At 49.9% G+C, this 21004-nt stretch carries 19 protein-coding genes; 12 read left to right on the forward strand and 7 right to left on the reverse strand.

Going from position 1 to position 21004, the window contains the following annotated elements:
• The first annotated feature begins 60 nt into the window (after positions 1–60).
• Complete coding sequence (locus tag COW20_04465) at positions 61–630, forward strand: hypothetical protein (GenBank protein PIW49908.1); 570 nt, start codon at positions 61–63, stop codon at positions 628–630.
• The gene (locus COW20_04470) at positions 627–1712 is read left to right on the forward strand and encodes a cytochrome-c peroxidase (GenBank protein ID PIW49909.1); all 1086 of its coding nucleotides are present in this window, start codon (positions 627–629) and stop codon (positions 1710–1712) included. Before COW20_04465 ends, COW20_04470 begins: the two co-directional genes overlap by 4 nt.
• A 51-nt stretch (positions 1713–1763) precedes the next feature.
• On the opposite strand, the gene COW20_04475 is transcribed toward COW20_04470, so the two are convergent.
• A complete protein-coding gene (locus COW20_04475) occupies positions 1764–3044 on the reverse strand; it encodes a hypothetical protein (GenBank protein PIW49910.1) in 1281 nt (426 codons plus the stop codon).
• Between the two features lie 123 nt (positions 3045–3167).
• Between COW20_04475 and COW20_04480 the strand changes: the two genes are divergently transcribed.
• The gene (locus COW20_04480; GenBank protein ID PIW49911.1) at positions 3168–4211 is read left to right on the forward strand and encodes a ferrochelatase; all 1044 of its coding nucleotides are present in this window, start codon (positions 3168–3170) and stop codon (positions 4209–4211) included.
• A 2-nt stretch (positions 4212–4213) separates the two neighbouring features.
• Positions 4214–4888 carry a uracil-DNA glycosylase gene (locus COW20_04485; GenBank protein PIW49948.1) on the forward strand — a complete coding sequence of 225 codons (675 nt, stop codon included), beginning with the start codon at positions 4214–4216 and terminating at the stop codon, positions 4886–4888.
• 105 nt (positions 4889–4993) lie between these two features.
• On the opposite strand, the gene COW20_04490 is transcribed toward COW20_04485, so the two are convergent.
• From COW20_04490 to COW20_04500, 3 genes are all read right to left on the reverse strand, one after another.
• Positions 4994–5659, reverse strand: coding sequence for a hypothetical protein (locus tag COW20_04490; GenBank protein PIW49912.1), 666 nt, complete (start codon positions 5657–5659; stop codon positions 4994–4996).
• A 134-nt stretch (positions 5660–5793) separates the two neighbouring features.
• Positions 5794–6768: an electron transfer flavoprotein subunit alpha gene (locus COW20_04495; GenBank protein ID PIW49913.1), complete on the reverse strand. Its 975-nt coding sequence runs from the start codon at positions 6766–6768 to the stop codon at positions 5794–5796.
• 20 nt (positions 6769–6788) lie between these two features.
• Positions 6789–7544 carry an electron transfer flavoprotein subunit beta gene (locus COW20_04500; protein PIW49914.1) on the reverse strand — a complete coding sequence of 252 codons (756 nt, stop codon included), beginning with the start codon at positions 7542–7544 and terminating at the stop codon, positions 6789–6791.
• A 155-nt stretch (positions 7545–7699) separates the two neighbouring features.
• On the opposite strand from COW20_04500, the gene COW20_04505 reads away from it, so the two are divergent.
• The 8 genes from COW20_04505 (at position 7700) to COW20_04540 (ending at position 18924) form a co-directional block, all read left to right on the forward strand.
• A complete protein-coding gene (locus COW20_04505; protein PIW49915.1) occupies positions 7700–9013 on the forward strand; it encodes an AAA family ATPase in 1314 nt (437 codons plus the stop codon).
• 116 nt (positions 9014–9129) lie between these two features.
• Positions 9130–11748 (forward strand): hypothetical protein, encoded by a 2619-nt coding sequence (locus COW20_04510; protein ID PIW49916.1) that lies wholly within the window; start codon positions 9130–9132, stop codon positions 11746–11748.
• A gap of 159 nt (positions 11749–11907) precedes the next feature.
• Positions 11908–13116 carry a methionine adenosyltransferase gene (locus tag COW20_04515; protein ID PIW49917.1) on the forward strand — a complete coding sequence of 403 codons (1209 nt, stop codon included), beginning with the start codon at positions 11908–11910 and terminating at the stop codon, positions 13114–13116.
• 130 nt (positions 13117–13246) lie between these two features.
• The gene (locus COW20_04520; GenBank protein ID PIW49918.1) at positions 13247–14134 is read left to right on the forward strand and encodes a hypothetical protein; all 888 of its coding nucleotides are present in this window, start codon (positions 13247–13249) and stop codon (positions 14132–14134) included.
• A gap of 2 nt (positions 14135–14136) precedes the next feature.
• Entirely contained in the window at positions 14137–15081 is a 945-nt protein-coding gene (locus COW20_04525; protein ID PIW49919.1) for a hypothetical protein, read from the forward strand.
• On the forward strand, positions 15074–17659 hold the full coding sequence (locus COW20_04530; protein PIW49920.1) for a hypothetical protein: 2586 nt from the start codon (positions 15074–15076) through the stop codon (positions 17657–17659). The genes COW20_04525 and COW20_04530 overlap by 8 nt, the downstream gene beginning before the upstream one ends.
• A complete protein-coding gene (locus COW20_04535) occupies positions 17660–18391 on the forward strand; it encodes a hypothetical protein (protein PIW49921.1) in 732 nt (243 codons plus the stop codon). It abuts the gene before it with no gap.
• A 50-nt stretch (positions 18392–18441) separates the two neighbouring features.
• A complete protein-coding gene (locus COW20_04540) occupies positions 18442–18924 on the forward strand; it encodes a hypothetical protein (GenBank protein PIW49922.1) in 483 nt (160 codons plus the stop codon).
• On the opposite strand, the gene COW20_04545 is transcribed toward COW20_04540, so the two are convergent.
• Genes COW20_04545 through COW20_04555 form a run of 3 tightly spaced genes read right to left on the reverse strand, consistent with a single transcriptional unit; the run spans position 18921 to position 20810 of the window.
• Complete coding sequence (locus tag COW20_04545) at positions 18921–19613, reverse strand: RNA 2',3'-cyclic phosphodiesterase (GenBank protein PIW49923.1); 693 nt, start codon at positions 19611–19613, stop codon at positions 18921–18923. The genes COW20_04540 and COW20_04545 overlap by 4 nt on opposite strands.
• Entirely contained in the window at positions 19492–19971 is a 480-nt protein-coding gene (locus COW20_04550; protein PIW49924.1) for a hypothetical protein, read from the reverse strand. Before COW20_04550 ends, COW20_04545 begins: the two co-directional genes overlap by 122 nt.
• Positions 19968–20810: a hypothetical protein gene (locus COW20_04555; GenBank protein PIW49925.1), complete on the reverse strand. Its 843-nt coding sequence runs from the start codon at positions 20808–20810 to the stop codon at positions 19968–19970. The genes COW20_04550 and COW20_04555 overlap by 4 nt, the downstream gene beginning before the upstream one ends.
• Positions 20811–21004 lie beyond the last annotated feature (194 nt).

Raw genomic sequence — 21004 nt, forward strand, 5'->3', positions numbered from 1 at the left:
AAAAATATCATAATTAATGAATATAATAAAAGAGCAGGCAAAAAGTTTTTGAGACAAGGTATGCCCCCTAAAAACCTCATCCTGGGATGGTTCCTGATCACCGTTTTGCTTTGGGGTTGCAATAGCCCTGAAGAAGTCAAGCCAACCCCTTCAGCAACCGCTCCAGCTGCCACAGCAACGGCGGGAACCCAAACCTCTGCAACCCCCACAGCTTCTCCCAGTCCAGCCATTGCTTACAGTGAAGTTTTCAGAATTACCTATTTCAGTTGCCTGCCCTGCCATAACCGCAAGACCTTGCCCCAGGTCATCGAAAGGGTCAAGGCTGCGCATTTTGATACCGTCGATGGCGAAGACCGTTTGCGTGTTCTGGCTGAACTCGAAGGCTTAAAAGACCGTCAGGACAAAGGAGAAGCTCTCGGGTTCAGCAGTGGCCAAGAAGAACTCATGCATTTGTTTGGTGGCATTCCAGGTGGTTTTTATATCATGCTTGAAAGAGGGGTGATGCCCCCGCCGTGGGCCCCGGATCTGATGCAAGCCATTGATTGGCCCAATTATGAACGCCTGAGCATTGAGAACCGAGCCAAACTTTTGCAATTCGCCAAACCTCATTCTGAGAGGTATATCCCATGAAAAAACAATTCACTCTGCTCTCTTGCCTGGGGCTTTTGGCCTGTACTCCCAATCCGCTTGAGAAACAAAGCCAACCCAGCCCCCAGGCCTCGGCTTCAGCCAGTGCAAGCGCCAGTGCCAGTGCCAGTGCCAGTGCCAGTCTGCCGCCCATTTCTTCGGAAGATTTGGCGCTGATCACGGAGGCCAATCTTCATTTTCAGGCTTTAACAGCCAAAACCACGCCCAACCCAGATCAAGTAGCATTGGGAAAAATGCTCTTTTACGATCCCCGCTTGTCAATCAACAATAAGATCAGCTGCAAATCCTGCCACAATCTTGAGAGCTTTGGTGTCGACAACCGCGCCACTTCCCTGGGCCATGTTTCACAAACCGGAACCCGCAATGCCCCCACGGTTTTAAACGCCGTCTACAATAAAACCCAGTTCTGGGATGGCCGCGCCAAAGATCTGCAAGATCAGGCCGGACAACCGATTTTAAACCCCTTGGAAATGGCCATGCCCAGTGAAAATGCAGTGATTCAAAAACTGTCAAAGATCTCAGGTTACCGCGACTCCTTTCAAAAGGCCTTTCCAGGTCAGGAAAATGCACTGACCTATGCCAATCTGAGCCTGGCCCTTGCCCGTTTCGAAGAAACCCTGATTACGCCAGGACGCTTTGATCAATTTCTGCAGGGAGATGGAAAAGCCCTGAACGACGCAGAAAAAAAAGGGCTCAAAGCGTTTATGAACAAGGGTTGCGTCGCCTGCCACAATGGCCCAGGCCTGGGCGGCGAAAGTTTTCAGAAATTTGGAGTAATTGCCCCCTATCCCCACCAGACCGATCCTGGGCGCTATGAAGTGAGTAAACTTGAAAAAGATCGCTATCTGTTCAAAGTGCCTTTACTTCGCAATATTGAACATACCCAGCCCTATTTTCACGATGGGAAAATCGCCGATCTCAAAGAAGCTGTGCGGATCATGGCCAAAACTGAATTTGGGGATGACTATAGCGAAGCCCAAATTGAAGAACTGGTCACGTTTCTGAAAAGCCTGAGTGGCCTTGTGCCTGCAGAAGCCAAAGCAGCGCCTGTTTTGCCCCCATAAATCACAAGCCAGAAAAGCTGCGCCCCAAGGCCACACAATCAGCTTCCTGAGTCAGGCATAAAGGGGGTGATTTTGAAGATATTCGGCAACCTCAGGCAGCACCGATTTCTGCCAACCCGATTGCCCTGTTTGCAGGGCTTCACGGATCTGTGTCGAGGCGATGGGTTGATCAAAGGCTAGAAAGTGACAGTGTTCTTTCCAAGTCTCAGCCGCTTGAGCGGCCTCAGGCCCAAACCCCAGCGAATTTTTGCGCCCGCAAACCCACAACTGGGTTCCCTCTGCAAAAAGCCGCTCAAGCCCTTCGCTGAGCCCGCCGCTTAAACTTTGGTAATAGCGGGGTTCAAACACCCGGTAGTAGAGGTCTTCTCCACAGACAAAATCAAGCTGGGTGATCTGACCCTCAGCCCTGAACAATTCAGCGGTCTGGTAAAGTGCCGGTGTGCGCGTCAAGGCAACCGGCCAGTTTTGAAAAGCCAACATGCTCAAGCGGTGCGCCAGATTATCAAGCGCGGCAGTCCCTTTATCCGCATTGTTGAGACTGATCTCAAGCACAGGCAAAAGCTCTGGCTGCTCGCTCAAAACGGCCTGTGGCATGGCCAGATGCGCCAAAGTGACAGGGTTAAAGGAACCCTTGTGAAGCAGAATGTTTTTACCGCGCAGAAACTCAAGCGGACGCATAGGCAGCAAGCGCCCGGCTTGGGGTAAAAACAAGAGCAGGCCATGTGGCTGTTTCTGCATCAACTGACCTGCTTGCAGATAGGTTTGAAAGGGTGATTCATGCCAGGCCAGCCACACATCAAGCTCAAGCCCCACAGGTATCTCAAGCGTCTCCAGTACCAGCCCATCCTCTTGCGCCAACTGGGCCAGTAAATGCACGCCCAAAACCCCCAGCGCGAATTGTTGTTCCAAACGCTCAGCTTGTTTCAAGCGCAGATGCAAGGTCCAGCCACGACCGTCAGAAAGCGCCAAAGCCAACCAGGCATGGCAATCTCCCTGTGCCATGCCTGAACGAACCGCGCCACTGATGGCCAGAGAGAAAAATTTATCGGCTGTGCTTAAATTCTTACGCGCCCAGCTCTCAACCGTGCTTTGGGCAATCGAGCGACTCTGTTCTCCATAAAAAGTGACTTGGATTTCTTTGGCATAGGAACAACGCCCTGCCCAAAGCGTTTGAGAGGCACCGGAAACGGTCTGCAAAAGCGTTTGAATCCAGCCCCCTGTTCCGACTTCTTCAAGCACGCCATGCCAGGGGGAGGCATGCAAAGCAAGAATCTCAGGCTCTAAAGCCTGGATTTGTGTTTCAAGTGCAGCATTTTTTTCTGTGAAGGCCATCCCAAACCTCTCATTCTCAGGTTCAAACTATGACAGGCCCATCCAATAAACGTCAAGCCCGAGGAAACCCCCTGCCTCAAACCCTCATCCGATGCTAAGATACTTCTTTTGGAGGTAAGCAGTATGCAAGACAAACCCGGTGTTTTACTCGTCAATCTCGGTTCGCCCGATTCTCCCCAGGTGCCCGATGTTCGCCGCTATCTGGATGAATTCCTGATGGATGAACGGGTGATCGATATTCCCTGGCCCTTAAGAGCGTTGCTCGTGAAAGGCATTATTCTCAATACCCGTCCTGCCAAATCTGCCGAAGCCTACGCCAAAATCTGGACCGAAGCAGGCTCCCCCCTGGTGCATATCAGTGAGCAGGTACAGCAGAGCGTTCAAACTCAAAGCACCATCCCGGTTGAATTGGCCATGCGCTATGGCCGCCCCAGCATTCGCCAGGGCCTTGAAAAACTCCAGCAACAGGGCGTCAACCGCCTGCTGCTGATTCCTCTTTACCCCCATTACGCCATGTCGAGTTTTGAAACCGTGGTGGAAAAAGTAAAAGCCGAACTCAAGGCTCTCAACTACACCCCCACACTTAAAGTCTTTCCCCCCTTTTACAATCACCCCCGCTATATCGAGGCCTTGGTCGAAAATACCCGCCCTTGGCTCGAGGAACCTTACGATCTGCTGGTTTTCAGCTACCATGGCATTCCCGTCAGGCATCTGGTCAAGGCCGACGCCAGCGGCAAGCACTGCCAGAAAGTTCCTGATTGCTGCAATACCCCCTCTGAGGCCCACAAAACCTGTTACCGCGCACAGATTTTAAGAACGACAGAAGCCTTTGTCAAAGCGGCGAATATTCCCCAAGACAAATACCGCGTAACCTTTCAATCCCGCCTGGGACGCACGCCCTGGCTGCAACCCTATACCGATTTGGAACTCGAAGTCTGGCCTGCGCAAGGTTTTAAACGGATCCGGGTCATGTGCCCAGCCTTTGTTTCGGATTGCCTCGAAACCCTCGAAGAAATTGCAATGCGTGGCAAAGAAAGCTTCTTGGCCGCCGGGGGCGAAGATTTGCAATTGATTCCCTGCCTGAATACCCATCCGCTTTGGCTTGAGGTTTTGGGCGAGTGGGTAGAGGCCTTTGCCCAAGAGAAAGTGAACCCGGTCGTACCATGAGCCTGGAACAAGAACTGCCTTCCGATTGGCGGGAGAAACTCAACGCCTGTTTTGCAGAACCCTGGTGGCAGTCGCTTTCCAGTTTTGTCGAAAAGGCCTATGCCAGCCAAACCGTTTACCCCCCCCGACCCAATTTGTTTCACGCCCTGCACGCCACACCCTATAACAGGGTGCGGGTCGTGATTTTGGGGCAAGACCCCTATCCCGGTGCAAACCAGGCCCATGGTCTGAGCTTTTCGGTGCAAAAAGGGATCGCCATTCCCCGCTCACTCAAAAATATCTACAAAGAACTGGAAAGTGATCTCGGCATTCCCCCCGCTGCACAGGGGCATCTCGAAGCCTGGGCCCAGCAGGGCGTTCTGCTGTTGAATACAATTCTCACAGTTCAGGCCGGGCAAAGCCTTTCTCACCGCAACCAGGGCTGGGAAAAATTCACCGATCAGATATTAACAGCGCTGGATGCACGCCCTGAACCCCTGGCCTTTGTACTTTGGGGCAACCCCTCTCGGGCCAAGAAAAAGCTATTGCAAAATCCCCAGCACCTGATTCTCGAAAGCGCACACCCCTCGCCGCTCTCGGCCCGCCATGGTTTCTTTGGTTCACGTCCCTTTTCAAACATCAATCAATGGCTCAAAACCCAGCATTTGGCTGAAATAGACTGGAACCCACTCCGTTAAAAGGAAAACCAAAGCTTGTCCTGAAGAATAACCAAACCTGATCAGGGCAAAAGAAAAAGCCCCACGAGGGGGCTTCACCGTTGGTTTGTGAGCGATAACTTGGATTTAACGAATAATACTCGTAAAGCTGCGGCTTTCATCCTGAATGGATTCCAGCAGACGCGTCAACAACTGCACAGAACTGCCAATACGGCTGAGTTCATCCTGCGCACGGGCCAAGGTTGCACCTTCTTTGGCTTTGAAGGTAATACGGCCCACAGGACGGGCATAGTGCGTAATCGCAATCGGGCTGGGAACAGAAGCCAGACCTGTGCCACCAAAAGGCTGAGCAGGGTCGGCCACACGCCATTGACCTGTACCCCCTGCTTGGGAGTGAACCAGTGAGTCATAGACAACCCCATCAGATTTGACGATAAAACGGGGGGTGGATTGCAATTGAGCAGAGCCACCGGCACTGGGATCTTCAATCATAATTTCTTTGCCTGAACCATTGGTTACCACATAACGGGGGCCATCGGCGGTAGAAATCTGTTTGACAGCAACAGGATCGCCGTCAATACCATTGTTTAAACTGACATAACCTTCAGCATCCGCATCTGTTATCCGCCGGGCCAAACCATTGGTATTGCCAACAGCACCGCCAAACATGGGGCGGGTGGGGTCATCAAGGTCAATTGCCGTAGAGAAGAAAAGGTTGTCTGCTGCTTTCAGCTGAGAATCAAAACCGACGCCGATAGCGAGCAGAAGGTTGCCGACAGAAAGGGTTGCCATGGTGTATCTACCTCATTCAGATATACGTATCCGTTTCGAGTTGTCGCGAGAAAAGATTGCATACTTGTGCGGGCCGTTTCATATTTAATTTACATTTAATGAAACGGCCCGTTTTATAACAAGTGCTTAATAAATCAATTGTTACTGGCTTTGATACGATTGACAGCTTCCGTCAATTGAGGCAGAACCTCAAAGACATCACCCACCAGACCATAGGTTGCCACTTTAAAAATCGGGGCTTCCGGATCAGTATTCACAGCCACAATGTATTTTGAAGAGGACATGCCCGCCAAATGCTGCATCGCGCCAGAAACGGCACAGGCCACATAGAGGGTGGGGCTGACGGTTTTACCAGTCTGTCCAACCTGTTCACCATGTGGACGCCAGCCGGCATCAACGACAGCACGGGAAGCGCCCACGGCACCGCCTAAGGCACCTGCCAGGCTTTCCACGAGATGGAAGTTTTCAGGTCCTTTAAAACCACGACCGCCGCTGACGACGATATCGGCTTCAGCTACGTCCAATTTGCCTGAATCAGCTTTTTCAACCGCCACAACCTTGGCGCGAATATCTGAATCACTCAGATTGACGGCAAAGTTCATGACTTCAGCAGCACGGGATTCATCGGCAGCCGCAACAGGGGTCACGTTGGGGCGCAGGCTGACCAGCGCTTTGCCCTGAACAGAAACCTTGGCATAGGCTTTACCGGCAAACATCGGACGCACAGCCACGAACTTGGAGCCATCATGGCTCAATTCCAAGGCGTCTGAAACGAGACCTGTATTCAAACGGGCAGCCAAACGGGGAGCCAGGTCCTTGCCGTTTGAAGAAGCCGCAAAAAGAATCAGATCAGGCTGAATTTGATCGGCAATCTGATGAATGGCCTTGGTATAACCATCGGTTGAATAGTTTTCAAGCAGGTCATGCTCAGCCACCAGCACCTTGTGGGCGCCATAATGGCCCAAGCGGGCAGCCAGACCAGCAACACCCTTGCCCAACAGAACTGCTGTGACAGAGGAGGCATTCAGGGCCTTGGCTTGGGAAAGAAGTTCCAAACTTGTTTTACGGAGATTTCCGTCTTTTGTTTCGGCAATGACTAAAATATTCATTCTTTTATCTCTCCTTTCCCTTAAATGACCTTGATTTCTTCATGCAGCGCTTTGACGAGTTCGTCAACACTGGCTACAATTTTGCCGGCTGGACGGGCGGGAGGCATTTTCAGCTCTTCCAGAACCACAGCAGGTGCTAAATCTACACCCATTTCAGCGGCTTTGAGTTCAGTAATTTCTTTTTTACGCGCTTTGAGAATCCCCTTCATAGAGGGATAACGGGGCTCATTTAAGCCCTTTTGAGCGGTAATCAAAACGGGCAGACGAGATTCTACAATCTGTGTACCCCCTTCGATGGTACGGGAAGCTTTCACTTGATCACCAGCAATATCCAGTTTAATCACCAGAGAAATCTGGGGAATATCCAGGAACTCAGCAACCAGAGAACCCATTTGCTGCGCATCGTCATCAATGGCCTGACGGCCACAGAGAACGAGGTCGTATTTTTTGCCTTCCAGTGCTTTGGCAATCAAGCGGGCAGTTGTCATTGAATCCAACTGCATGGGGGAGCCTTCATAAACCACGTGAATGGCTTCATCAGCACCCATGGCCAAGCCTGTACGCAAAGCTTCCTTCGCGCTTTCGGGACCCACGGTCAGAACAGTAACGGTTCCATCCTGGGCTTCTTTGAGTTTTAAAGCTTCTTCAATTGCAAATTCGTCATAGGGACTGACGATATAGGTAATGCCATCACGGACAATATCTTTCCCAGAAGGGTCGATCTGAATGACCGTGGTAGTGTCGGGAACTTGTTTGATGCAAACGATGATATCCATTAAGTATCCTCCTTGCGATATACACAGTGCATCATACCATTAAATTAAGTTTAAGACAATCTTATCTTTTATGCGTTTTTGAAAAAAATAAGCAGAAATTTCTGATACCTGAATTTCATGTTAAAATACGCTCACATACAGACCTGGAGTCCATCATGAGTTTACCGCCACCTCCCATCCCCCTGGCTGAACGCATGCGCCCGAAACAAGCTCAAACCTTTATCGGGCAAAGCCACCTAATGGCAGAACAAGCTCCCCTACAAGAAATGCTCAGCAGCGGTCAAATCAGCTCCCTCATTCTTTGGGGCCCACCTGGCTGTGGAAAGACCACCCTGGCCCGCCTGATTGCAAAACAATTGGAGGCGGATTTTTATGAACTCAGCGCCGTTTCAGCAGGCGTTAAAGATATTCGTCAGGTGATCGAACAGGCCCAAGAAAACTTGAAAGGTCTGTTTGCCCGCCCCACCCTGCTCTTTATTGATGAGATTCATCGTTTCAACAAGGCCCAGCAGGACGCACTGCTACACAGTGTCGAGACGGGTGAAGTGCTCTTGATTGGGGCCACCACAGAAAATCCTTCCTTTGAAGTCAATCCTGCCCTTTTGTCGCGCTGTCAGGTCTATACCCTGCAGCCCCATACCCCAGCAGAACTCGAAACCATCCTCCAACAGGCCATACAGAGTGATGCCTGGCTCAAGCAGTTTCAAATTCAACTCGAAGAACCCGATTTACTCTATCAATATGCGGGAGGAGACGCCCGCATTATGCTGAACCGCTTTGAGATGGCTCTGAAAATTGCGGCGCGCTCAGGTCAAACACAGATTTTTCTCGACAATGCCCTGCTGAAACGGGTGTTTCAGGCCCCCACCCTGAAATATGATCACAATGGCGAAGAACATTACAATTTGATCTCCGCCCTGATCAAGAGCGTCAGAGGCTCTGATCCTGATGGGGCTGTGTATTGGTTAGCACGCATGCTCGAAGGGGGAGAAGATCCCCTTTTTATTGCCCGCCGCTTGCTGATTCTGGCAAGTGAAGACATTGGCAATGCCGAACCCTACGCACTCTCATTGGCACAAGCCTGTTTTCAGTCCGTGCATGTGATTGGCATGCCCGAAGCTCGGATTTTACTGGCCCAGGTCACGACCTATCTGGCCAGTTGCCCCAAAAGCAATGCGGCCTATCTGGCGATTGAAGCCGCCCGAGCAGATGTCAAACGCTTTCAGAATTTGCCGGTACCCCTACATCTGCGCAATGCTCCCACAGGCCTGATGAAAGAACTCGGCTACGGCAGCCATTACCATTACAGTCATGATCATCCCGATCATTTTGTCGAGCAGCAATACCTGCCAGATCGGCTCAAACAAAAAGTTTATTATCACCCCACAGAATTGGGCAAAGAAAAAACTTTAAAGCGTCAGTTGGAACATCTCTGGCCAAATCGTTATCCAGAGCCAGAAAACGCTTAAATACACGGTTTTAGAACGCGATCCTGGAAACAATTTCAGCGTGCTCAGGGGCACACTCACCCGGACAAAAATCACATATAATGAACTCGATATCACGCTGGCCAGAGGAAATCTTCATGAAAAATAGCTATCGCCCCCTTATGACTGCTCTTGCTGGAGCAGCAATCATGCTGACCACAGCCTGTCAGGACGGAAATTCATTGACTTCCAGTAGCAAAGGAGGCCTCAGTTTCAGTGTCGAGTGGCCTAAAAAAACGAGTTCAACAGGGTTCTCCCTCAAAGCCATTCCCGAAAACACCGAACAGATTCGTATCAGCATTGAAGGTGAAGGTCTGAAAACTCCCTTGATCACAATTCTGACGCGAGAGGCAGGAGAAATCCGTGACAGCGTGCGGATTGACGTTCCTGTTGGCAAAAAGGTCGTCAAGATCGAAGCGCTGGACAAAGCAGGGAAGGTTATAGCGATTGATGTACGCAGTGTAATTATCATGGGAGGACAGGTTCAAAGAATAGAAACCAATATTCAGCCCTTGGGCATATCCAGCCCAGAACCGAGCTTACAACCTACGCTCCCCGGCTCCACCCCCACCTCAGGCACGCCCACCAATCCAACCGCTCCGACAGGCTTACTGCCCATCCCGCAAAGCCCAACCACGCCAACGGACACCAGCAGCCCAACGGCTCCCACCCAGCAACCCGCATCCGCTCCGCCCAGTGCCCCCCCTCTGGTCACCAATCCTGTCCCGATCAATCCCCCACTTACCGATACAACCACCACAACCAGCAGCAGTTCCTCATCAAGCTCCTCCAGCTCAAGCGTGGCGGATTCACCCGTTGTTCCCACCGTCAGCAGCTTTACCCCCACCTCTGGCTTGGTCGGCGCCACAGTCACGCTGACAGGCACCAATTTCAACAAAGTCAGTGGCGTCGCTTTTAACGGCACCCCCGCCCTGTTCACAATTGTCAGCGATACCCAAATCACCACAACCGTGCCCGCCAATGCCACCACAGGCACCATCAGCCTCAGTACGGGCTCTGCCAGTGCTTCAAGCGCAACCTTTACAGTCAATACCCAGGTTGAGAACTTGAAAATTGCAGAGGTTTTTCCGGTCTATGACAAAGTCAGTGCTCAGTATATTGAGCTTAAAAATACGGGCACAACGGCTGTCGACCCCAGTGGTTTAAGCCTCTTTTATACCGATAATACAGGCACCTTAAAACAGTTCAGCGTTCCCGTCACCTCGTCTGTCGCTGCGGGGGGAAGTCTGATTGTTTGGCTCAATCAAAATGGAACCAATACAGCCAGCAATATTTATACAGGCACCTTGGGTTACCCCCCTCTCAATTACAGTGCAACCAGTGTTTCAGAGGTTTTTCTGTGCAAAACCAACCCCTGTACCAACACTTCAATCTTGAGTTATATGTCCTATGGAAATGTCGCAGCAGGAGCCAATGCCAGCCTCGCAACAGGCGCAACGCCCACTGCGCTCTGGACAGGCAATGCCTTAGACATCACCAATACCACAACGAATATCAGCACAGGAAATGTAGATCCAGGTGACAGCTCAGGCCTCACGGTGATCAATGGCACGGTCTTCGCGAACGGAAATTCAGTTGTGGTACATGATGCCCTGAGTGGAGCACGCTTTAGCACGACCGTAACCAGCACACCAAGTTCCACTCAATTGCCCATCAATCCTCCCAAAGCCATCATCAGCAGCAGCAACAGCGGGGATGGTGCATTACAAGGGGCGATTGTGGTCGATGCCACCACGAATTTCGCCAGCAGCGCCAAGGTTAAAATTCGTGGTGAATTGCACCAAATTACGTCTTTAAACACCAACAGCATCATGCTGGAAGCTCCGGTCAAACGCGACGCAGATGCAGCCAATAAAGGCAGTGGCGTCGCCGATGCACAAAATACGACCAACAATATTATCGTACCGGCAGGAGCCCCCAGCACACCTGCCAACAATACCTTCTTTGTCAATGATCTGGTCAAACTGGAGGCAAAATCAATAAGCCAGCCAGGCAACGCTCAGATTCGCACAGTGACGGTGACTACTGCCAACGGCATCAATCTTGACAATCCCTTTGCTCTGATGAGCTTTTCAAGCAGCAATACCGGTTCCGGCAATACCGAAGTGGTCACCATGGCCAGTACCCTGCCCACCGGGTTATCTGCAACAGAACAATTTTGGGGCGGTCGTGACAATCAGATCTTCAGTTTTGTCTCTTCAGGAACACCGACTGCAACAGATGTGAAATTCAATATTGATTTCGTCAACTGCACCGTAGCCACCAGCAATACTGGCAAGGGAGGAAGCACAGACCCTGTCCAAACAGATCCCTGCGCAGGGGGCAGTGTCAATATTCGTGTTGGCGACATCGTCAAAGTCAACGATGGTGCCACCCCCGTATTGCGTACAGTCAATGCTGTAACAGGCAACACGGGTTCGGGCTTTCAACTGAAATTCACAGTCCCCTTGACCAACCTGCCCAATACCGGAACGCCCGTCAAAGGTACCCCCCAAAATGGAGCAATCCACTATATCCCCTATACCATTACCACCCCAGCCATTAAAAAAGATGTCCTGATTCTCACCCCCCGCAGTGGAGATATCAAACTGGTACCGGTAGGCGGGACGGTAACCAAAAAACAGGCTTTTAAATTGGGAACCTGCGCATCAACACCGAATGCAGCCTGTTTTAACCCAGTAACACCCAGCCATTGAGGCAATAATTCAAGCCAGAATCTAAGACCTGAGCCAAATTTTGGCACAGGTCTTTTGACGATGACTAAAATCAGACAATTAATTCTGCTTTTACCTGCCGGAAATATGGTAAGCTATTTTCAAATTAAAATTACAGATCAAATAGCTAGGATAAATCTCATGATTCAAAACGGCCTGTTTACTTCCGAATCCGTCAGCGAGGGTCATCCTGACAAAATGTGTGACCAAATCTCTGATGCGGTACTCGACGCTATTCTTCAAGCAGACCCCACAGGACGTGTGGCCTGTGAATGTCTCACCACAACAGGCCTGGTCATGGTCTCCGGTGAAATCACAACCACCACCTATGTCGATATCCCAGAACTGGTACGCAATGTCATCAGAGATATTGGCTATACAGGCAAAGGCATGGGATTTGATGCAGACGATTGCAGTATTATTACTGCCATTAACCGCCAATCCCCTGATATCGCCTCTGCTGTAGATACGGCCCTTGAAGTCCGGGGAAAAAGCCTTGATCATGAGTTTGACCGGATCGGTGCAGGAGATCAAGGTCTAATGTTTGGTTATGCCTGTAACGAAACCCCTGAATTAATGCCTATGCCGATTACCCTTTCGCATAAATTGATGCAAAGAGTCAGCCATCTGCGCAAACAAGGCACCTTGACCTATCTGCGTCCTGATGCAAAATCTCAGGTGACGGTTGAATACAAAGACGGCAAACCCCATCGGGTAGATACCATTGTGATCTCTACCCAACATGCCCCTGAAATTGAGGGAATTACAGATACTGAAGCCATTCAAGAAAAGATTGCTCAAGACCTGAAAGAACATGTGATTCCCTGGGTTGTGCCTGAGCACCTTCTCGTCAACAGCCGGATTTTGATCAATCCCTCAGGCCGTTTTGTGATCGGCGGTCCTGTAGGGGACGCGGGTTTAACGGGACGTAAAATCATTGTCGATACCTATGGGGGCTATGCCCCGCATGGGGGCGGAGCATTCTCAGGCAAAGATCCCACCAAAGTCGATCGCTCTGCCAGCTACGCCGCACGTTATGTCGCCAAAAACATCGTTGCAGCAGGCTTGGCAAGCCATTGCCAAATTCAATTGAGCTACGCCATTGGAGTGGCTCACCCTGTGTCAGTCAGAGTAGACACTTTTGGCACAGGCCGCATCTCTGAAGAAAAAATTCAGGAATTGGTCAATGAACACTTTGAGTTGCGCCCAGCCGGTATTATTCATACCCTGAATCTGCGCCGCCCAATTTATCGCCAGACCGCCAGTTACGGACACTTTGGCCGTGATGACCTGGATCTTCCCTGGGAGCATACCAATAAAGCAGAGATTTTAGCCCAGGCTTTACTCTAAAATTTTAACCTGCTCGAATTGAAAAGGCCCTGATGGAGCAAAACCGTCAGGGCCTTGAACGTGTTACACTGAAGCACAATAGCGATACCGGCTCTAAAGCGTTCTAACGAGAATTAAAACCTTGCCGGAAATGACACTGCTTCCAGTGCGCATAGAAAGGAATCCCACCATGTCCGAGCAGCACACACTGCTCCTGCAAACCCTGACCAGCCTGCACGCAGGTTCAGGGAAAACACAGGCCACCCTTTTAAATTCACTCTTACGAGATTCAGACACCGGTCTGCCTCAGATTTCAGCATCAACCGTCAAGGGTGCTTTGCGCAAAAAAATACGCGACAATTTTTATCCCGAACTACAAGCCCAGGAGAACTGGAAAAGCGCAGCAAATCAAGACTCACGCCTGATCAGTATTTTTGGCGTAAAAGAAGAACCTGAGTCGGCTGGAGTAGAATTTCAATCTGCACAACTATTAGCTCTGGCCTTACGCAGCGCCAAAAATATTTGGTGTCTGGTATGCTCTCCCTCAACCCTCCAGGCTTTTGCCCAGAGTTTGGGCCAGGAACTTCCCGCTTTGCCTGTTCCCGAAAAGAATCAGGTTTTCTGTGCTCAGAAAAGTCCTTTGTTGCTTGAGCCCAACAGTCTGGTAATTGAAGATTTGGAGTTTCAGGTCAAAGGAGACTGGGCAGAAGGTTTGACCTGGTTAGAAAAAACACTCCCCGAAGGATCTGTCCGCACAGTGATGAACCGCATGGTACTGGTCAGTGATCCGTGTTTAAAAATGCTTGCGCAAAGTAAAACTGAAATTATGGATTTTCCAGGCACCCAGAAACAGGCCCAAGAAGTTGAGTTTTTACCCGCAGAAAGTATTCTGTACAGTCCCATTAAGACCGCAGAACACCACCCTGCACTCAAGAACCTATCAGAACATTGTCCTGCATATATCAGTTTGGGGGCCTATCAAACCCTGGGTAAAGGTCTTTGCGCCGTCACCCTGCTGAGCCCCCAAGGAGAAAATTAACCATGACACACACCGAACTTCCGCTGGAAGATAGCAACCAAACTCAAGAACAGCCCCATTCTGAAACTTTGGAATCTTTAGAATCCAATCAGAATGCAATGCCCGCTCAAGCTGAAGTCAGCCAAGCTGAAGTCTCAGAAAGCGTGCAAACAGAGGCCGAAACAGCGACTTCAAAACAAAAACCAAACCGCTCAAAACACCGTCCCAATAAAAACCGCCCACCCGCTGCTGGCGCGAAGAAGCAAACACCTCCAGCCATGATTTCTTATCAAATCGGCGAAATCTTGAAACGCCTTCAGCAAAAACCTGGTATTTTACAAGCCTATCTTGAAGATGCCCGCCTCCTTTACCTGCAAATTCGCCAGTGGGGTTTGGGTTCAAGCCTTGCGCTATTGCTTTCAGACCCTCAAACCAAACGCAAACAACGCTTGTATTGGGATCTGTCCAAATGGCTCCTCAAAGAGCGGAAAATAAAAGGCAAAAACAATCGCAGTCTGATAGAAAGCGTAATCTATGGAGATTCTTTCTATTTGATGCGTGCCACTGAAGCCAGTCTGGATTTTCTGCAGGAAATTTTAGAAACCTCTGAACAGGACAGCTTGCGCGCAAAAACTTCAAAGCCACACAAACCCGTTCAAACCACTGAACCCGTTCAATCCAACGAACCTGTTCAATCCAACGAACCTGTTCAATCCAACGAACCCGTTCAATCCAACGAACCTGTTCAAGCCAACGAACCCGTTCAAGCCAACGAACCTGTTCAAGCCAACGAACCTGTTCAATCCAACGAACCTGTTCAAACCAACGAACCTGTTCAAACCAACGAACCCGTTCAAGCCACTGAACCCGTTCAAACCAACGAACCTGTTCAAGCCAACGAACCCGTTCAATCCAACGAACCTGTTCAAACTGAAGAAGAATCCAGGAGTACCGTCAACCATGCTTGAAGATCAAGACACACTTACCACAGAAACCCAGGAAGCAACTTCAAGTTTAAGCCCAGAAATGCCTGCAAGTGAGGCACAAGCGCCTCTTGAAGCAGCACCTGAATCAAAACCCGAACATGCTGAAGAACAGAAGCCCTTGCCCACAGCACCGGTAAGAACCTTGCCTTTTATCGCACTCCCGATCAGCACCAGCCAATTGCTCAAGAAAAAAGGCTGTACACATCCCGGCCTGCAAGCAGGAGCCCATGCCAGCCTCTTGACCATGGTAAACCGCAAACTGGAATTTGATTCGAATCCTGAGCAACTTAAAAAAATCTGGCAAAAAACAGCGCACACGCTGAACAATACCCCCGAACTGAAACAGGAATGGGAAACCCAGAAGCAAAAACGTCAAACCGTATTGACCGCACTGAATGCGCGTGTTTTTACACTGCAGACGCAATCCTCTCTTTGGGTTGAAACCCGCCAAGCCTTGGGGCAAACGGGTTTGGATCTCCATCCACTCTATGGATTTCCCTATTTGCCTTCGGCCCGCCTCAAAGGCCTCATTCGGCGTTATGCAGAAACCCATTGGCTGCCTCAGCAAGCAAATCAGGCAGAAGCCCAAGCCCAAATCCAGTCACTTTTAGGGCATCCCACCCGCAAAGGGGGCGACTCAGGCAGTCTGGTCATTCATGATGCTTGGCCAGAAAACTGGCCCAACGTTCAAACGGATCTTAGCGCCTGTCATCACCGTCCCTATTATCAGCGCAGAGACGCTGCCGGAGACTGGCAAACACCTGATCCCCGCTACTTCCTCAGTTTAAGAGGAGGAGCCCGTTTCAGTTTCGCACTCTCCAGCCATCGCCCAGATCAAACAGAGCATGTGGAATTGGCCGAAACCTGGCTAAAAGAAGCCTTAAGTGTTGTGGGTTATGGAAGTGGCAGCGCTTCAGGTTATGGGCTGATGAAAGCTGCTGGCAGCACACCCTCAGAAGCTCAGGGAACCCAGTTCAGCACACAGCTCAGTCTGAATACACCTGGTTTTTACCGTGGAAGTTCAGCCCGCTCTGAAGACTGTCAATTGCGTCCCTCCAGTCTGCGTGGACTTTTGCGTTGGTGGTGGCGCTCCCTTCACAGTGGCTTCCTTCCCCAACGCTCCTTGCTTCTGCTCGAAAACGCACTCTGGGGAAACAGAGGCAAAAAAGCAGCCATTCGCCTGGAAATCGTTCCAACGGGCCCCAGTCAGGCCCGGCGCTTTCATGAACATGATTTGGTGCGCCAGCTTCCTGCACCTGATCACCCCAAAACAAAACCAGGCCTGAGCTATCTGACCTATGGCACGGGAGAACATCAGGAACGGGCCTATTATTTGGCTGCTGGAACCCAGTGGCAAATAAAACTGAGCTGCGATACCGCCTATTTATTGGGCAATGCCGAAAAACACAAGCTTCAGATTCCCGCTGAAATGGTTCTGGAACAGGCCAAAGCGGCTCTTTGGCTGCTCAGTCACTATGGCGGCAGTGGACAAAGAATGCGCAAAGGCTTGGGAAACTTTCAAACTCCCATTGAATTGAATGAGTCGCTCAACCATTGGTTAGAAAACGCTGAACAATTGCGTGAACACTGCGGGTTCAATACGCAGTTTCAGGAGGAACAGTGTGAAACACCTTCTTTGGTTCAAAGAATTGAACCTGAAGAGCTGCTTACCCCCTGGAAAAACGAATGGTTTGCCTTGCATCAATTGGGCATTGCCTACCAAAGTTTCATGCAAAAACACAAACACCAGGCGCTCAAACAAGGTCTGGGACTGCCACGCATGATCGGGGAACCCGTACAGGGTGAATTTACAGCCCTCGCTCCGGTTAAAGAACGCCATGCTTCTCCTCTGTTTATGCATTTTTCACGGCAGGCCGAAACCAACCGTTTGATCCTGCGTCTGGTGGCCTTTCCAAGTAAACATCTGCCTGACACGGCCAGCAGCCAAAAGCTTCTGGAAGAATTCTGTCAGCATATTCTGCATGAAATGCGCCAACAAATCGAAACCTGGCCCTTAGAGCCCGAACTGCGTCTCAATCTTGATGAACGCAGAAGCCCAAGCGGGAGAAAAGATCTGCGTCCGGCAAGAAGGCCAAGTTTTACAAAACCCAGTGGCGAAAGCGGCGAATCAAGCGAAAACCGGCCCCCGCGTCGTGAGTTTAAACCCAGACTCCCACGTGCTGAAGGCAGTGAAGCTGCGCCACGTCGTTTTGCCCGCCCTGAGCGCTCAGATGATAAGCCTTTCCGTCCCCGGAAAGACATGCCCCTCAAACCCACACGACCAGCAGCACCCAAACCCCTTCAAGCTGGCGACCGGGTCGAAGCCACCCTGCTTGAAGAGCGCACGAAAAAAGGGGGGTGGAAAGCTCTGCATGGCAAATCCAAACTCAGTGGCCCGATTGTCAATTCAGGCCTGGTACCTGGCGAATCAGGTGTTGGCGATGCCATTACCTTGATCGTGCATTCAGTCAATCGCTTTGAAATGGCTTTCCGCGTGCCCACAGCAGCTGATGATGCCGCTGAAAAGGGCAAGAAAAAGAAAGTCCGTTCGGAGAGCTGATTGCCCGTATCTTTCCCCAGCTTTCCTGCCGCCTGGTATTTTGAACAACCAGAGACCAGGCGGCAGGAGCTTATTCAGGCGCTGCAGACAGAAGGAGCAATCCTGCTGAAAAACTTCCCCCTTGAAAGCAGCCATTCACAATTGGAGCTATTTGCACAAGACCTGGGCAACCCACTTCATGAAGCCCACAATCTTCAGGGCGGAATGCTTTGCCTGATTGAAGTCGATCAAAGCACCCCCTATCCAGCTTACGCCAATACCCCCTTTGAATTTGAACTGCATACCGATTGTGCAGACCAGCAAACCCCGCCTGATACCGTCGTTTTACAATGCGAGCAAAAATCAGAAACCGGCGGTGAAAGTTATTTTCTACGTCTTTCCACCCTTTTGGCCCATCTTTCAGAGGATGAACGCAGCGCGCTTCAGAAACCAGATTTTCATTTTCGCAATCAAAAATTTCCGATTTTATCATCTACAACTTCTGGCTGGCAGATCCGCTACAATCGTCTGTATCAGGAAATTCATCGCCAGTCCCTTTCCCAAGAAGTGGGGGAGCAGGAAAGATTATTGAACCAATTGGATCAGAAAATGCGGGAGCTGAGAGAGGTTTTTCAGCTCCAGACGGGGGATTGCTGGATACTGAACAATAAACAAAACCTGCATGGTCGCGCAGAATTTGAAGCCAAGTCACTGAGAAAGCTCAAACGTATTCGACTGAATTTGCATATTTAATGGTTTTTTGGGTATAAAGAAAGTATTGAGCGAAACAAGGAGAAAACCGGATGCAAGTAAACCAACCTCCCAATCCCCAAGAATGGCTGAAAGGTATCACCGCCCGTCCTGCCCAAGGTATTCCCGAAGCCCCCCCTGGTGCTTCCCCTCCTGCAGCAGAAGCCCCCCCTACCCTGTCTAAGGACCATCAAAAAATCAGGATCGGCATGGACAAAGGGAGTGGAATCTTCAAAATCTTCGAATCCAATCCCCGTGAAACCATCGATCAATTGCGCAATGCCAGAGGGCCTGCGCGTGATCAACTGCTCCTGGGTTTTCAAAAAGAACTCGATCAGATGGATAAAAAAGAACTGGCCTTTGCCCGCAACTATCTGATTGATCTAATGGCCTCTCCCGATAATAAAGACGATCAGTTTTTGGGTGTCTTACTTAAAACCGTCAATCGCGAACTGGATTCACGCCCAGATGTAGAGTTCAACCCTATTCCACGTCCGCTCAAACCAACGCATCCCCCAGATTTTCGTCTGGACTAACCCAGTCTAAATCTGTGCAAACAGGTATAACGGGAACCCTCTGATGATAATTCTGATTGCAGCAATTCAATCTGGCCAGCCTCCCAAACAGAGGCTGGTCTTTCGCTTGAAAAAAATGCAGGCAAGCGATACGGAGCTTCTAATTTTTGGCGAATTCGCCCCAAGGTCAGATGGGGGTGATAGGCTCTTTTTTCACGGGCAAACCCCAAAGTTTCAAGAACCTTTTCCAGTTCTTTATGCATAGCCAAGAGTTCCACTTCAGGTGTAAGCCCCCAAAAGACAACCTGTGCTGATTCAGGTTTAGGAAAAACACCGGGTTCAGATAAATTCAATCCCAAGGGCTGAAACTGGGCAAACACGCGCTCAAGTTTGGGAACCATGCGCTGCATTCGATTCAAAGAAGTATCACCTAAAAATTTGAGAGTGAGATGCATTTGCACCGGGCGCACCCATGAAGTGCGTATACCGGGGTTCAAAGATTTTAAAAGCGCTTGAGCAGCAAGAGCCTGCTCAAGCAATTCCTCAGGCAAAGGAATTCCCAAAAAAAGACGTAAAAGCGTTTGCTTATCAGGTGGCATATTTGATGCGCTGATTGGCTCCACGCATCCGACGGCTGAGAATTTCTGAAACCCCAAACATAAATTTTGCGGCAGTGGTGGGGTCTTTCTGCAACATATCCTCATAATCATCGCGGGTCAGCCGAAACACCTCACCAGCCTCACGGGCCGTGATAGAAGCAGAACGGGGTTGACGATCCAAAAACGACATTTCCCCAAAGATCAAACCCGGACCGGCCACAAAAAAGGTTAAATCTTCGCCACTGCGGCTGGTAGAAGAAACCTGAAAGGCGCCCTGAATAATCACGTAAAGATGTTCCTCTTCATCGCCTTCACTGAAAACCAGATCTTCGGGTTCATATTTCAGAATATCTGCGCGCTTCATCACTTCAAAGATTTCACGTTCACTCATCTGAGAAAAGATTTTGAGCGATTTCAAATCTTGAAGTTTTTGCAGGATCAGTTGTTTTTGCTGTTCATCGATGCTCATGTCTGCTCCTCTTGCTTGGATTTATGGGTCAGACTGCGAATATAATCGATGGATTCATCATGGGCCCGGCCTTCCTGACGTAAAACCCGATAGGCATCTAAATATTCCTGAGGCAAAGAATCCAGATCCTGTTTTTCTTTTACAAAGGCCATCGACTCATCATGGCTATAACCTTCTTCACGGTAGTGATCATAGGTATTCTGGTATTGAGGTTCCAGCATTTTGACTTCGGTCTGGCGATCCGATGGCCGGGGTTTGGTTGTTGCTTTCTGCTGGCCAGAAAACACATCGCGCATATTGCCGAGAAAGGAGCCCAAAATTCCATTGAGTTCACGGTTCAGACCATCTACATTATAGGCCTTTTGCACGGCCTCCTGATAATCCAGTTGGGCCCGTTCGATCTTGCCAAAATCGATATTGTGGTCCACCACTTCAATCACGTCACTGAGAATCTGCTCATCCAAAACATTGACCACCTTGCGCAGGGTCACTGCCAATTGCTCAACATCCAATTCATTGCCAAAATACTGTCCCAGCTTCTCTTCCAGTTCAAGCGAAAGTTTAAATACCCTTTTCAGCTCAATTTTGTGCATATTCAACTGCTGCGCCAAACTTTTAAGCTGCTCTTTGTTTTCAAGATGAGGCCGAACGATCGTTGCATTGAAATAGCGCACAGGCATGACAATCGACTGTAAATTACGTTGCAGCTTTTGTCTGCTTTCAGGATTGTTTTTGAACTCATTGATCGAATGATGAAGTTTTTCTTTGAACTCAGCCAAAGCCTCCTCAGGATTGCGTCCACCTAAAACCCTGCGAAGCATATCTTTTAACCCTGCCACGTGAAATCCTCCCTGTCGATCCGTTTTACGGACACATCATAATCTCTACTTTTAATGGTACTATGCGAAGCATGGATAAGCCAAGCCTGATGCCAGTTTTCTCAACCTCACGCTTAAATTTGAGCGTATTGACACATAAAAAATAAACCAGGCCCGAAATCAAGCCTGGTCTATTTAAAAAGTCAATTTTCAAC

Source organism: bacterium (Candidatus Blackallbacteria) CG13_big_fil_rev_8_21_14_2_50_49_14 (genome assembly GCA_002783405.1).
In the GTDB taxonomy this organism is placed as follows: domain Bacteria; phylum Cyanobacteriota; class Sericytochromatia; order UBA7694; family UBA7694.